The sequence below is a fragment of the Actinophytocola sp. genome (assembly GCF_036378875.1).
In the GTDB taxonomy this organism is placed as follows: Bacteria; Actinomycetota; Actinomycetes; order Mycobacteriales; family Pseudonocardiaceae; genus Actinophytocola.
Genome location: NZ_DASUVO010000162.1, coordinates 19,597 through 33,797, shown reverse-complemented (window position 1 = coordinate 33,797; position 14,201 = coordinate 19,597). Strand labels below are relative to the sequence as shown.

Genomic DNA, 14,201 nt, shown 5'->3' with positions numbered 1-14,201 from the left:
GGTTTTCCTCCATCGCTTTCTTCGGTCACCGGTACCGGTGGACGTCCCCGATGCCCCTTCTCAGGGCGGTGAGTAGTAGGAGCAGCAACAAGGTGGCGCTGCCCAGGAAGATCGGAATCTCCCCGTAGGGCGCCAGGCGGGGGGCGACGAGAATCGTCAGCGGGACGTACACAGCCAGGACGGCCGCCGTGACGACCAGTAGCGGCCGGAACCGCTGGTGGTTGGCGAGCAGGAAGCCGATGAAGTAGGCGCCGCCAAGCACCAGGTGCGCGTCGATCAGCAACGCGCCCTCGAAACTCAGCGAGCCGAACTCGGCGAGCACGAGCAGCAGGGCCGTACCGAGGCCGACGAGCACGAGCATGCAGAGCCCGAGCTCACCGAGCACCACGCGCCAGACGTCGCGCCGGAACGCCGCCGGCGAGCCCGCGGTGTGCATGAGCGCGTCCGCGCGTTCGGCGAACCGGTGCGAACGCCATTCCAGCACCCCCATGCCGAGCACGAGCGGCGCCACCCCGATCGACACGTCGAACGGCGCCGTCAGGTACCTGGCGTCCGTGTACAGCAGAAAACCCGCCGAGATCGCGGCATATCCCACGCTGGGCAGCGTGGCGAGCAAGGTCCGGGGCAGCGGCGCGGGCCGGGGCGGATCCGGCTTGGCGGATCTCACGACCGTCGCGTACCCGGCGACGGCCATCACCAGCACGCTGGACGCCGCGCCCACCAGCAGGGTGGGCCGCGAGAGCTCGGCGGGAAGCCCGGCGGCGTAGTAGACCACGCCGGCAACGCACGCGGGCAGCATCAGCGCGACCAGGCGCAACTCCTTGCCGTGGAAGACCAGCACCGCGGCGCCGAGCTGAAAACCCAGCTGCGCCACAACGAACGCGACCATCTCCGGTCCGCCTGGGCCGACGGCGGCGAGCAGCCACGCGGCCCCAAGCCCTGCCAGGAGGGCGGCGGAGCCGAGCAGCCGCAGTACCCGTCCAGCCTGCCGGTGCCTGCCCTGGCCCAGTAGCTGGAACGCGGCGACGCTCATGCCCATGCCCGCGACCCAGCCCACCGCGGTGGCGAGCACGAGACCGCGGAGCATCGCCGGCGCGCCGAGCGTGACGAACACGGCGGGGTAAACGGCGCATGGCAGGGCGTAGAGCGGGCCGTGGGCGAGGGTGCGCAGCGCGCCGGGCGCCTTGCGCTCCGGCCGGTCCAGGGCTGCCGCCGCGAAGGCGAGCCGGGGGGAGACGCTTTTGGCCAACGCGAACACGTCGGGGTAGCCGTAGGTCTCCCGTGCCATCGCGTCGGTCACCCCACGGCTTTCGAGCACGGCCGCGATGTGCAGTTCGTCGACGGCCGCGGGAACCAGCGGCGCCAACGCGGGGATCAGGTCCGCGACCGGGTCGTCCCGGTTCATCCGGCCACCTCCCCGAGGTCGCCGTAGATGTCCCGGTAGGCGTCGGTCCACTGGTCGAGCGTGAACATGTCCAGCACGCGTCGGCGCGCGATGGCGCCGAGTCGTCGCCGTAGCTCGTCATCGGGGAGCAACTTCAGACATGCCGCGGCGACAGCGGCGTGATCTCTCGGTGGCACCACGAAACCCGCGTCGCCGACCGCTTCGGACACCCCGCCCACGTTGGTGCAGACCTGCGGCCTTCCCGTCGACATCGACTCAACGACCGTGTAGGGAAAACCCTCCGAGACGCTGGTCAGCACGACCAGGTGGCCAGCGCCGTAGGCGTCGACCTGCCGCGGGACGCGGCCCTCGAACACCGCGACGCCGGTGAGCCCGAGTTCTGCGATGAGGCGTACGCAACTCGCGTAGTACTCCTTGTTGGCCTCCGGCACCGGGCCGAACATTCTCAGCCGGGCACCGGGCAGTTCCCGGTGGACGATCTCGAAGGCTCGGATGAGTGTGTGCAGGTCTTTCAGCGGGTCGACCCGCCCGACGAACACGATCGTCGGGTCCGCCGGCTCTGTCGCGGCAGCGGGGAAGTCGTCCGGGTTGATGCCGTTGTACATCGTCCGCATCCGCGCCGGGTCCGCGCCGTTGTAGAGCTGCCAGCGGCGGTTGTAGCTGGAGTGTGGTGCGAGCACGTCGACCATCCGGTACGCGGCACTGGTCAGTGCCCGGTGGAAGCGGACCAGCAGCATCTTGACCGGGTGCGACAGTTTCTCGGTGGCGAGGCTGAGGTACCGCTCACGCAGGTAGACGCCGTGTTCGGACATCACCAGCGGGGTGCCGTTGGCCCACTTCGCCGCCATGCCGACGAGTGCGCTGACTCCGCTCATCGCGAGGTGGCAGACGTCGGCTCGGACGGGCGGGTGGGACAGCGGGCGAAGCAGGTGCTCGATCTGGTCCGCGGCGACGACCGCGTCGCGCAGTGTCAGCCGACCGTGGTGGCCGTCCACATCGGCCGCTCGCCACGCGAGCAGCATTCGTTCGATCGAGTCGTTGGCGACGAGCGCCGCGCCGAGGTCGGCCCGCTGCGCGAACGTGAACAGCTCTCGCATGGTGGACAGGAACTCATCGGTCGCCGCCGCCGACAGGCCCACCTGGCATTCCTGTGGGCGTAGCAGTGCCCGCAGGAACGCGTCATGTACCGCGGCGAACGACGGCACGGGGCCACGCGTCCTGCGACCTCGCGGGGGTTTGCCCCACAGCGGGATCCGGACCAGGTCCGTGAGGTTGTCCGGCGTGTCCCAGGTGCTGCGTTCGGTGCCGTCCTCACAGAGCGACACGAAGGTGAACCGGTGGTCGGGCATGCCGCTGATCAGCTGGTGGCACCACAGGCTGACACCGCCGGTGTAGAACGGGTAGGTGCCTTCGGCGACGAGTGCGATCCGCGGTCGCCGTCTCGTCGAGGGCACCAGGCCAGGCGAAGCCGGCGTGACAGCCGGCGGCATGTCAAGACGGAACGGCACGGGGTTGTTCATGTCCGGGGCCTCGCTGTCAGGGTGACGGTGTCGTTCGCCGTGAGGCCGAGCCGTGCCACGGTGTCGTTGCCGTAGCTCTCGGCCTGGTCGGGTCCTTTCTGGTCCGCCTCCGTCGCGGGTCTCGTCTCGAGGCCGGTGACGAACAGCGAACCGGCCGTCGCCGGCGTGTACGTGATCGAGCCGGTCCTGCGGTTCCACACCGGATCGTCGCTCGCGGCGAGCCCGGCGAAGTGCGACGTGCGGTCGTCCACGTACGTGGCGAGCGTCAGCCAGTCCGGGTTGCGCAACGGGACCTGGTAGTAGGCGCTGTACTTGGCGAGGAGCGCGTCCAGCCAGTCGAAAGTGAGGCTCCTGCCGGGCGCGTACACGTGCAGGTTTCCCTGGTGCAGGGTGTGCGTGTACGCCGAGCCGGACATCAGGTGCCCTAACGCGAGGTCGGCCTCCGCGTCGACGATCTCCTCGTACGTCAGGTCACGGCCGAGCCGGGACTGTTCGGAGCCGTGCACGCCGTAGAGTCCGTTGTAGAGCGTGACCTGCTCGTCGGGCGTGGTGGCCTCGTAGGCGATGTTGGTCGGCCAGTCCGGCACGACGAGAATGTCCGGTCGCAGCGGGTGGTGGACGCCGCAGTTGAAGTTCGTCGGGCGGTGGCCCGTGAACGACATGTTGCCGTGCACGTAGCGGACGCCGAGATCGCTCGCGGCCCGTAGCATCGCCCCGTTCGACGCCGCGAGTCCGAAGTCCGTCACCGACTCGCTGCGCGGGTCGGGCCGGTACACGCCCAGACCCGAGTACTCGGGTGTCTTCAGCACGGCGACGGGTACGGGCAGCCCGATCGACGCCGCCGCGTCGAGGTTGTCGTCGATCTCGGCGTGGCTGCGCGCATAGGACGTCGTGGTCATCTCGGGATGGCTCAGGGTGTGGTTGATCCAGCGGAACTCGTCGACCAGGCAACGCGAGTAGCTCGTGAGTGGGTCCGGGGTGTCCTTGATGTCGCACTGGGCGGGGGCGTTCGGGTTGAGCCCGCTCCCGTTGTAGGCCAGCTGGAGCGTGAACCCGGTCGCGAGTGGATACCGGATCTCCAGATCCCGTTGCTGCTGGACGATCTCGGCGACCTCCGGCCCACTCAGCCGGAACACGTCGGTCTTTCCGTTCGCGCGTAGGCGTTCCGTCGCGGCGAACCAGTCATCGACGTCGACATTGAGCCAGTGGCGTTGTTCGCCGGCGAAGACGCCTTTCGTGACCCAGCGCAGCAGGCCGTAGGCGACGAGGTCGACCGGCGGTAGGTTGGCGCCGAGCACGAAGGTGAGCGCGGCCCGTTCCCGGCCGTCCGGAGCGCGGCTGAGCACCCCGACGACGTCCCCGTCGACGGTGAGGAGTGGCTCGGCGTCGCAGTCCGGCGCCAGCGTGGTCCGGTAGACGTATGTGCGTGAGAGGGGAAGCCGCGCACCGGGGCGCAGATAGTCGAAGAGCCGCGCACCCGTGCCGGTCAGGTCGGCGTGCACGGGAGAGTCACCGACCGCGCCCTCGGTTTTCGCGCGTAGGCAGTAGTCCTCGCCCGGCGAGCCGGGTGCGGTGTTGAGCGCCACCTGCCGGACGTCGAAAGTACGTTCGTAGCCGTGCAGTGCAGCCCATTCGCCTGGCGCGAGTGCGCTGACGTAGCTTCCGTCGTCGGTCTTCTTCAGCAGAGCGCCGCTGGTGAGCAGGATGCCGTTGTACCGGCCGATGTCGTCCCGCACGAGCCTGCTCTCGTCGAGCGGTTCGGTGCCGGCGAGCAGGACGTCGTAGGGTGTCCCGATCCGGTCGAGAACCGCCTCCCAGACGGGGAGTTCGACGTCGTCCGGGCCGGTCGCGATCACGAGTTGCCGCAGTGACACCTTGTCGCCCTTCACCGAAGGGACATCGAGCTCCTCGGCCCGGCGCACGGGCACGAACTCGATCCGTGGTGCCGGCGGTGTCACCCGGCTCGCCGTCACGTCGAGCTCGCCGCCCGACCGAGGGGCGAGGACGGTGACGACGGCGAGCCCGGCGGCGGTGGCGACCAGCAGGGGGCCCGGCGACTTGCTGAGCACGGTACGCAACCTCATGAGCGCTTGGATTCCATCCGTTCTTTGTTGGGAGCCCTGGGGTCGCCGGCGGGCTGCCGCCGACCCCAGGGCCGGCTGTCAGGCCCTCGGAGTGGCCCTGACCAGGACGGGCAGTCCCGCGGTCAGGGACACGCGCGAGATGTTCTCCGTGCCGTACCTGTCCGTCTGGACGCCGCCCAACAGCGTCGTGACGCCGGTCATGAACAGCGCGCCAGAGCCGGCCGGGGTGTACGTGACGGTGTTGGTGACCCGGTTCCAGACCGCGTCCCGGCCGTTGCCGATCGCCGCGAAGTGCGCGTTGCGGTCCGCCGCGTACTTGGCCAGCGTGAGCCAGTCAGGGTTGCGGACCGGCACCTTGAAGTACGCCGTGTACTTGGCCATGATCGCGTTCAGCCAGTCGAACGTGAGAGTCTTGCCCGGCGCGTACACGTGCACGTTGCTGATGTGCAGTGTGTGCGAGTACACCGAGCCCGACATCACGTGCTGCAGGGCCATTGTGGACTCCCAGTCGATGACCTCCGCGTAGGTCAGGGCATGGTCGAAGAACGCGAACCTGCCGCCCGGCCCGAAGAAGCTGTTGAAGAAGTAGGTCTCCTCATCGGGATTCGTCGTGTGGTAGGCGATGTTCGTCGGCCAGTCCGGCACGATCAGCAGGTTCGGCTGCAGCGGGTGGTAGATGCCGCAGTTGGCGCAGCTCGGCCGGTGGCTGGCGAAGGACATGTTGCCGTGCAGGTACTTCACGCCGACGTCGCTGGCCGCCCGCAACATCTCCCGGTTCGACGCCGCGAGCCCGAAGTCGGTCGGCGGGTCGGTGTCCAGTGCGTTCGGGTCCGGGTTGTACACCCCGAGGCCCGAGTACTCGCCCGTCTTCAGGACCTGGGTCGGCACGGTCAGGCCGATCCGCCGGCCGAGGGTGAGGTTGCGCTGGATCTCGGTACGGCTCTGGTCGTAGGTCGTGAAGTTCATCTTCGGGTGGGTCAGCGTGTGGTTGATCCACCGGAACCTGTTGGACAGGCATCGGGTGTAGCTCGTGAACGGGTCTGGCGTGTTCGTCGAGCTGCACTGCGACGGCGCGTTCAGGTCGGCGTCACCGGCGTTGTAGGCCAGGTTGAGCGTGAAGTCGCCGGCCAGCGGGTACTTGGTGCGCAACGCCGTCTGCTGCTGGTAGATCCCCTGCACCTCGGGGCCGGTCAGCGAGAAGCCCGGGTCCTGGTCGATGGTGCCGTCCAGCTGCAGGTGGTCGCTCGTGTTGAACCAGTCGTCCACATCGACGTTGAGCCAGTGCCGCTGCTCACCGACGAAGATGCCTCTGGTCGCCCAGTTCACCAGCCCGTAGCCGAGCAGGTCGGTCTGTGGCAGGTACTGGTTGGACGTGAACGTCAGCGCGGCGCGCTCCCTGCCGTCCGTCGTCGGGCTGAGCACACCGACCACGTCGGTGCCGATCCTCAGGAACGGCTGGGCGTTGCAGCCGGCCGCGATCACCGAACGGTACACATAGGACTCGGAGATGGGGATCCTGACGCTGGCCTTGAGCCTGGGGAACACCGTGGCACCGGCCGTGGTGAGCGTCGCGAACTCGGGCGTCGCGCCGATGCCGCCCTCGGTGCCCGCGCGCAGGCAGTAGTCCTCCGGCGACGTTCCGAACGCCGTGTACAGCGAGACCTGCCGAACACGGTACGTGCGCTCGTAGTTCCACAGCGTGGTCCACTCGGTCGCGTCGAAGTGGCTCACGAACGCGCCGGTGCTGTCCTGGTGCAGCAGGCTGTTGTTGGTGAGCAGCACAGCGTTGTACTTGCCCACGCCGTCGGGGCGAACCAGCATGCCCGCGTCCAGCGTCTGGCTGTCGCCATACACCACGTCGTAGGGGCTGCCGATCCGGTCAAGCACAGCCTTCCAGGTGGACAGTCCGAGGTCGTACTGGTCGTTGGCGATGATCAGCTGGCGCAGTGCCACCTCGTCACCGGTCGCCGCCATGGCGGATGGCGCTCCCACGAACGTCATGCCCGCGGTCAGCGCGGCGACCAGTGCGAGGGCCGCGGGACGTCTCTTTCTCCGAGACCTTGAATTCATAGTTTTCTCCGACATCCTCAACTTTGCGAGATGGGACAAACCGTCGCCGTGCGACCGCTCTGTCGAGAGGTGAGTTTGCCCAGCACGTCGGCCTGCCCGGGAATGCTGTTACCCCTTTGGGACAAACAATTGGCGGCCTCGTACACATGTATGAGAACAGTCTCCGTCAGTCGCACGAGGACAATGTGGAGCGAGGGGTATTTCCTGGATATGACAGGGAGGAGGCCGCGCCTATGTGTGGCATCGTGGGTTATGTCGGCAACCGGGACGCCGTGTCGGTGCTGGTCGAGGGGCTCCTGCGGTTGGAGTACCGGGGCTACGACTCAGCGGGTGTCGCGGTGCTGCGAGATGACGAACTGCTGTCGGTGAAGGCGGCCGTTCGCGTGTGGCAGCTGCGGAACATGGTGACCGACCTCGCCGGCGCGCATCTCGGGATCGCACACACCCGCTGGGCGACGCACGGCCCGGCGACCGAGGCGAACGCGCACCCGCATTTCGACTCGAGCGGCCGGTTCGCCGTGGTCCACAATGGAATCATCGAGAACGCGGAGGCACTGCGCACGCAGCTCGCCGACCGCGGCGTCGAGTTGGCGTCCGACACCGACTCGGAGGTGTTCGCCCACCTGGTCGCCGAGGCGAGCGAACAGGGAGGCCGCCTCGAGGACGCGGTGCGTGCCGCGCTGCGACTGGTCGAGGGGACGTACGGGCTCGTGGTGCTGGACGCCACCCGGCCGGACGAGCTGGTCGCGGCCCGCAACGGCAGCCCCATCGTGCTCGGGATCGGCGCAGGCGAGATGTTCGTCGCCTCCGACGTCTCGGCACTGGTCCGGCACACCCGCCAGGTCGTCTACCTCGAGGACGGCGAGCTCGCCACCGTGCGGGCGGGTGAGTTCCACACCAGCACGATCGACGCCCGCACCACGCACCGCGCACCCACCACTGTGGACCTGGGCGTCGACGACTACGAGCTGGGCGGGTTCGCCGACTACATGGACAAGGAGATGGCCGAGCAGCCGGAGGCCGTCGTCCGGGTCCTCCGTGGACGGCTCGACGCGAAGCTGGGCACAGCGCGGCTCGACGGGCTCGGCCTGAATCCCTGGGAGCTGCGGGGAATCCGGCGGGTGAAGTTCCTTGGCTGCGGGTCGGCCTACTATGCCGGGCAGCTGGGCGCGGCGGTCGTCGAAGAGCTCGCGCGGGTGCCCGCCGACGCCGAACCGGCCGCGGAGTTCAGCTACCGCAACCCGGTGGTCGATCCGGACTGCCTGTACGTAGCCGTCAGCCAGTCGGGCGAGACCTTCGACACCCTGGCGCCGGTGCAGGAGCTGCGCCGCAAGGGCGGGCGCGTGGTCGGTGCCGTCAACGTGGTCGGGAGCGCGATCGCGAGGGAGTGCGGCAGCGGTGTCTTCCTGCACGCGGGACCCGAGATCTCGGTGGCGTCGACGAAGGCGTTCACGAACATGGCGGTGTCCTTCGCGTTGCTCGGCCTGCTGCTCGGTCGGGTCCGCGACCTTTCCGCGGCGCACGGCAGGCGAACCGTCGCCGGCCTGCAGGCGCTTCCCGAGCGCATCGCCGAGATCATCGACAGGCGGGACGAGGTCGCGGCGGTCGCCGAGCGCTTCGCCGACGCGGAACACATGTTCTTCATCGGCCGGGTGCGGGCGTGGCCCGTCGCGCGAGAAGGCGCGCAGAAACTCAAGGAGATCTCGTACGTGCACGCGGAGGCGTACCAGGCCTCCGAGCTCAAGCACGGCCCGCTCGCGCTGATCGACAAGTCCATGCCCAGCGTCGTCCTGGTGCCGGACGACGAGCTGGTCGCGAAGAACCTCAGCACGATCGAACAGATCAAGGCCCGCGGTGGCCCCGTGATCGCGGTGACGAACGCCGACGTGCCGATCGAGCTCGCCGACGCCGTCATCACCGTGCCGTCGGTCGGTGCCGCACTCGACCCGATCCTGCTCACCATCCCGTTGCAGCTGTTCGCCTACCACATGGCGCGCAAACTCGGCCGAGACATCGACAAACCACGCAACCTGGCCAAGAGCGTGACCGTGGAGTAGTCCGGCCTCATCCGAGAGGGTCGGGTAGACCCCACACGGGTGCCGAACCAGTCGGGGCCACGTCCCGCGGCGTCAGGTTCGGTCGGCTGCCTCGCGGTCTGATGACCGCGCTCGCCCCCTTCCGCAGGCGAAGCGCGATCGTCCCGGTCCCCACCGGCCGCCACGGAACGGCACGGCCACGGTCATCGCGCACGTCGATGGCGCCGTTGATGCCGTGCCGCAGTGTCAGCCGCTCGCCGGCCTCGCTGCGCACCCGTACCCATTCGGTTCGGCCTGCGTTTCGAGAGGCGTCGACCAGGAAGGCGCCTTCGGTGCGCAGACCGGCGAACGACGCGTCCGGCCACCGTTCCGACACCGAGGGGAAGACCTTCACCACGCCGCCGTGGCTCTGCACCAGCATGTCCAGGACGGACTGGGCGGCCGCCAGCGGGCTCTCGACGGCGAAGTTGCTGCCCTCGCGGTACATCGTGTTCGGCGTGAGCTGCGTGCCGTCGACGATGTTGCGGTCGAGGAAGAACCGCAGGAAGTCCAGTGCCGGCTCGGGATCGCTCATGACCGAGCACATCGAGGAGGCCGCGGCGTAGCTGTAGCCGTGCCAGCGGTCCTGCCTGCTCGTCCAGTGGTCGAACGTGCGGCGCATGATGTCGCGGTCGCCCGGGTTGTCCCACACCTTCTCCCGCAACGGGTACAGCCACAGCAGGTGCGAGTAGTGCCGGTGCGACTCGGCGAGCGGGACGCCGTCGCCGATCATGACCCCGGCAGTCCGATCCTCGTGGTAGGGCGTCAACCGGGTGAGGATCTCCTGCCAGCGGGGGAGTCTCGGGTCGCTGATGTGCAGCTGTCCCACGGTGTCGACGAGAGTGCGGCAGGCCCAGCGGATCAGCGACAGGTCGTACGTGGCGTCCGAGGCGTTGGCGTACTCGGGTGACCGTGTGGTCGGGAGGTGCAGGTGGCCGTCGGCGCCCTCGGTGAGGAAGTGCGAGTAGAAGTTCAGTGCCTTGCCGAGGATCGGGTAGATCACGTGTCGCAGCGCACGCTTGTCCATGCTGTGCCGATAGGACAGCCAGGCGTTGTGCAGACCCCAGATGAGGTTGCCGTTCTGGTCGGTGATGTGGTCCGAGCCCGGCACACCGACCGTGCGTGTGCCGCCCGGCCGTAGCGTGCCGTCGCTGGGATGGCCCAGCGCGTAGGTCTCGCCGTCGCGGTAGGCCTCCGGCACCGACAGCGGCAGGTTGTGCTCGTAGCGGCGGAACGTGGTCGTCACCGCGTCCAGTTCGGCGTGGTTGCTGCCGTTCGCCAGCAGGTAGGAGGTCTGCACGTTGGTGTTCCACCACACCGCGGTCCAGTTGTTGCCCTTCTCCGGGAACCACGGTCCCCAGACGGTCACCACCGGGGCGTCGGCGCGGGTCGCCGAGGCCAGTTTGTAGAGCTGGAGCCAGTAGAAGCGCTGGACGTACTTGTCCGGAATGGACACGAAGCTGCGCGGGTAGAAGCGGTGCCACCAGCTCCGGTGCCGGCTCACCAGCCGGTCCGGGTTCGCGGACAGGGCGTCGCCGACGGCGGCGATCGCCTCCGCCGTCGGCGCGGCGCCGGGGAAACGGTAGGCGATGTGCGTTGCCAGCAGGCGGCGGGTCCCGACCCGCTTCTCACCCCATGCCGTCGTGTATCCGCCACCGGCCAGCAACGGCTGCTCCGCGTACCGCACCTCCTCGGCGGTGCCCAGCGTCGGGTCCGGGTTGGCCACGTAGTCAGGCGGCACGCGGATCGTCCGCGTCGTCGCCGAACGCAACGGGTTGAATGTCCATTCGGGACTGTCGGTGCCGGTGAGCGAGACCAGGAGCACGTCGCGGTCGTTCAGCACCACGGCGGAGAACTCCGCGCTGCCCAGCGTGGTGGTCACGGTTCCGGACAGCTCGGCGTCCCACGGGTCCAGCGTCCAGTCGACCCCGGTGATGGTGCCGGCGAACGCCAGCGTCAGGTAGCCGATCGGCAGCCGGGACAACCCGATCGCGGCCTCCCAGTACTCGCGCTGGTCCTGCACCACGGAGTGGTTGAGCATGAACGTCAGCTCATTGCCGTTCGCGCCCCCGTACACATGCGCCGCGAGCCGGCCGTTGCCCAGGAACGGCGCGCTCTGCCAACCGTCCGGCAGGCGCCGCCACTCCATGCGCGCGTCCCGCACGACCCGTTCGTGCACGCCGCCACCCGAACCGCCGGCCGCCCACGCGACCGGCGAGCTCACCGCTGTGCTCACGGCCACCGTGGCGGTCCCCGCCAGGAAAGTTCTCCTCCGCATCGGCTTCACCAGTTCGCCGGTTCGGCCAGCTGGTACGTGGTGGCGATGCGGGCCTGGTCGTGGTAGATCGAGAGCGTCCACGGGCCCAGCGGTGCGTCGTTGCGCCAGCCGGTGCAGTAGATCCCGGACGACCAGCGGACCGACGAGCCGTCGTGGGGCAGTACCGCCCGGTTGGTCAGGCTGACTCTCTTGGTGCCGTTCAACCAGACCTCGAACGCCCCCGAGGTGCCGCCGCCGAACTTGATCCGGGTCACGATCCGGATCCACGTGCCACGCAGGCTGGTGATCTTGCCGACGACACCGCTGAGCCCGCCGGAGCCGCCGAACCGGATCTCGTCGTTCTGCACGAACATCAGCTCCCACGGACCCTCCGGGTCCTCAGGCGACCACTGCTGGAACGTGACGTTCTCGTTGTGCCACTGCCAGTTCGCCGGCAGGTAGATGGCCTGCCCGTAGTAGCGGTCCTGCCCGACCAGTTGCGCACGCTCCTGGATGGTCTCCGAGTGGTAGCCGCCGGTCTGTTCGACGTAGGTCTGCCGCGCCTCGATCGCGTTGCCGCCCTTGTACGCCGGGCTGCTGACGTTACGCAGCACGCCCTGCTTCTGCGGCTTCTGCGGGTAGTTGCTCCAGCCCTGGACGGTGCCCGTGTCCTGGAAGATCACCCCGGCGGGTAACGCCGCCGGAGCGGCACCGCCGGGTGGCGCGGTCAGTACGCCGGCCGCGGTCAGCCCGGCGAGCAAAACGGTGATCCTGGTTTGACGTTTCATCGCCGCCTCCGTTGGCTGCGTGAGAAAGTTCGTGAACCAGCACCCTAAAAATGGACTAGACCTTTTGCGTCTGTCAAGAGAGATCCGATGTTTCACATCGGGCGGACGAGGCCTGACTCGTACGCGGCGATCACCAGCTGGGCCCGGTCCCGTGCCGCCAGTTTGCTGAGCAACCGGCCGATGTGGGTCTTCACCGTCGCCATGCCGAGGTGCAACCGCTCCGCGATCTCCGTGTTGGACCGGCCCCGGGCGATCAGCAGCAGCACCTCCCGCTCCCGGTCGGTGATCCCGTCGAGGGGCACCGGTTGCCGGGGATCGGGGCGGCTCGCGAACTCCGCGATCAGCCTGCGTGTCACGGTCGGCGCCAGCAGCGCCTCGCCCGCGGCGACGACCTCGATCGCGGACAGCAGGTCCGCGGGCGGGGTGTCCTTCAACAGGAACCCGCTGGCGCCGGCGCGCAGAGCCGCGTACACGTACTCGTCGAGGTCGAACGTGGTCAGGATCAGCACGCGCACCCCGGCCGTCGCCGGGTCGCCGCAGATCCGCCGGGTCGCCTCGATGCCGTCGACCTTCGGCATCCGGATGTCCATCAGCACCACGTCGGGCCGTTCCCGCCCGGCCAACTCGACCGCCTCCGCGCCGTTCGCCGCCTCGCCGACGGCGGTGAGGCCCGGCGCGGTCTCCACCAGCACTCGGAAGCTTCCCCGTACCAGCGCCTGGTCGTCCGCCACCAGCACCCTGATCACAGCGGCAGCACCGCGGACACGTGCCAGCCCCCTTCCTCGCGCGGTCCCGCCGTGAACGTCCCGCCGTACATGGCAACCCGCTCCCGCATCCCGATCAACCCGTGCCCGCCGGAGCCGGGGAGCACCCTGGGTCCCTCGTTGGTCACGTCCACCCGCACCTCGTCCTCGCTCACCGCGACCGTCACCGCGCACCGGGTCGGCGCCGCGTGCCGCACGACGTTGGTCAACGCCTCCTGCACGATCCGGTACACCGACAATGCCGTGCCCTCCGACAACCCGCTCGTGTCAGCCAGCGACAGCGACACGGTCACCCCGGCCGACCGCGCCCGCTCGACCAGCACGGGAATCTCCGCCGCGCGGGGCGCGGGCGCACGTTCCGCATCGTCTACTTCGGACCGCAGGACGCCCAGAAGGTGCCGCATCTCGATCAGCGAGCCGCGGCTCGTCGCCTCGATCACCCGAAGCGCCTCCCGTGCCTCGGCGGGCCGCTGTTCGGCGACGTGGTTGCCGATGCCCGCCTTCACCGCGATCACGCTCATGCTGTGCGCCACGATGTCGTGCAGCTCCCGCGCGATCCGCAGGCGTTCCTCGGCGACCGCCTGTTCCGCCCGCCGCGTCGCCGACTCCTCCTCGTGCCGCCGCCGCTGACGCGCCGCGAACCCGAGCGTCCATGACGTGAAGAGCAGGAGAAATGCGAACGCGATGCCGAAGATGCTGTCCTCCCACGGCTCGCTGACTCCGTTCACCACACGGTCGCCCAGTGTCATCGCCGCGCTGGCGACGGCACACACGGCGAGCGCGAGCACCGATCGCCGCCTCGGCGTCTGGCTCGCGACCGTGTACATCACGACCGCGACGGCGCTGACCGGCGCACCCGTCCCCACCAGCGGGATCACCCCGGACAGGATGGCCACGACCATCGCGGCCATGCTGACCGCCAGCGCGGGCAGCGGCACCAACCGCCGCACCGCGATCGGGGCGGCGATGAACGTGGTGGCCACCACCGACACCCACAGCGGTTCGGCACCACCGAGCCCGCTGGGAAGCTCGGCGTCGACGGCCGCGTAGCCCACGATGCCGAGCATTATCACTGCCGCGGCGATGTCGAGGGCGACGAGAAAGGGCGTCCGGAACACGCCCCGACGTTAGCCGGCACGGCATGGTCTCTGCGTCCCACCACGGGTGGACCCGGTTTGGCCTCGACAGCCCGCGGTGGGACGGGAAAGACCGGACCGTCGTCCGATGTGTGCACCGGT

9 protein-coding genes are annotated in these 14,201 nt (G+C 69.0%); 1 reads left to right on the top strand and 8 read right to left on the bottom strand.

Annotation, left to right across the window (positions count from 1 at the left end; translation table 11 throughout):
* Positions 1 to 25 precede the first annotated feature (25 nt).
* From VF106_RS44995 to VF106_RS44980, 4 genes are all read right to left on the bottom strand, one after another.
* Complete coding sequence (locus VF106_RS44995) at positions 26 to 1,405, bottom strand: hypothetical protein (RefSeq protein ID WP_330846199.1); 1,380 nt, start codon at positions 1,403 to 1,405, stop codon at positions 26 to 28.
* A complete protein-coding gene (gene pelF, locus VF106_RS44990) occupies positions 1,402 to 2,925 on the bottom strand; it encodes a GT4 family glycosyltransferase PelF (protein ID WP_330846198.1) in 1,524 nt (507 codons plus the stop codon). The genes VF106_RS44995 and pelF overlap by 4 nt, the downstream gene beginning before the upstream one ends.
* The gene (locus VF106_RS44985; RefSeq protein ID WP_330846197.1) at positions 2,922 to 5,009 is read right to left on the bottom strand and encodes an Agd3-related carbohydrate-binding protein; all 2,088 of its coding nucleotides are present in this window, start codon (positions 5,007 to 5,009) and stop codon (positions 2,922 to 2,924) included. The genes pelF and VF106_RS44985 overlap by 4 nt, the downstream gene beginning before the upstream one ends.
* A 78-nt stretch (positions 5,010 to 5,087) precedes the next feature.
* Positions 5,088 to 7,079 carry an Agd3-related carbohydrate-binding protein gene (locus VF106_RS44980; RefSeq protein ID WP_330846196.1) on the bottom strand — a complete coding sequence of 664 codons (1,992 nt, stop codon included), beginning with the start codon at positions 7,077 to 7,079 and terminating at the stop codon, positions 5,088 to 5,090.
* 233 nt (positions 7,080 to 7,312) lie between these two features.
* On the opposite strand from VF106_RS44980, the gene glmS reads away from it, so the two are divergent.
* Positions 7,313 to 9,136, top strand: a complete 1,824-nt coding sequence (gene glmS, locus VF106_RS44975) for a glutamine--fructose-6-phosphate transaminase (isomerizing) (protein WP_330846195.1) — start codon at positions 7,313 to 7,315, stop codon at positions 9,134 to 9,136.
* Between the two features lie 7 nt (positions 9,137 to 9,143).
* On the opposite strand, the gene VF106_RS44970 is transcribed toward glmS, so the two are convergent.
* From VF106_RS44970 to VF106_RS44955, 4 genes are all read right to left on the bottom strand, one after another.
* The gene (locus VF106_RS44970) at positions 9,144 to 11,441 is read right to left on the bottom strand and encodes a glycosyl hydrolase family 95 catalytic domain-containing protein (RefSeq protein ID WP_414639212.1); all 2,298 of its coding nucleotides are present in this window, start codon (positions 11,439 to 11,441) and stop codon (positions 9,144 to 9,146) included.
* Positions 11,438 to 12,199, bottom strand: coding sequence for a heparin lyase I family protein (locus VF106_RS44965; protein WP_330846193.1), 762 nt, complete (start codon positions 12,197 to 12,199; stop codon positions 11,438 to 11,440). The genes VF106_RS44970 and VF106_RS44965 overlap by 4 nt, the downstream gene beginning before the upstream one ends.
* Positions 12,200 to 12,291: 92 nt before the next feature.
* Positions 12,292 to 12,945, bottom strand: coding sequence for a response regulator (locus VF106_RS44960; RefSeq protein ID WP_330846192.1), 654 nt, complete (start codon positions 12,943 to 12,945; stop codon positions 12,292 to 12,294).
* The gene (locus VF106_RS44955) at positions 12,942 to 14,081 is read right to left on the bottom strand and encodes a sensor histidine kinase (protein WP_330846191.1); all 1,140 of its coding nucleotides are present in this window, start codon (positions 14,079 to 14,081) and stop codon (positions 12,942 to 12,944) included. The genes VF106_RS44960 and VF106_RS44955 overlap by 4 nt, the downstream gene beginning before the upstream one ends.
* Between the last annotated feature and the right edge of the window lie 120 nt (positions 14,082 to 14,201).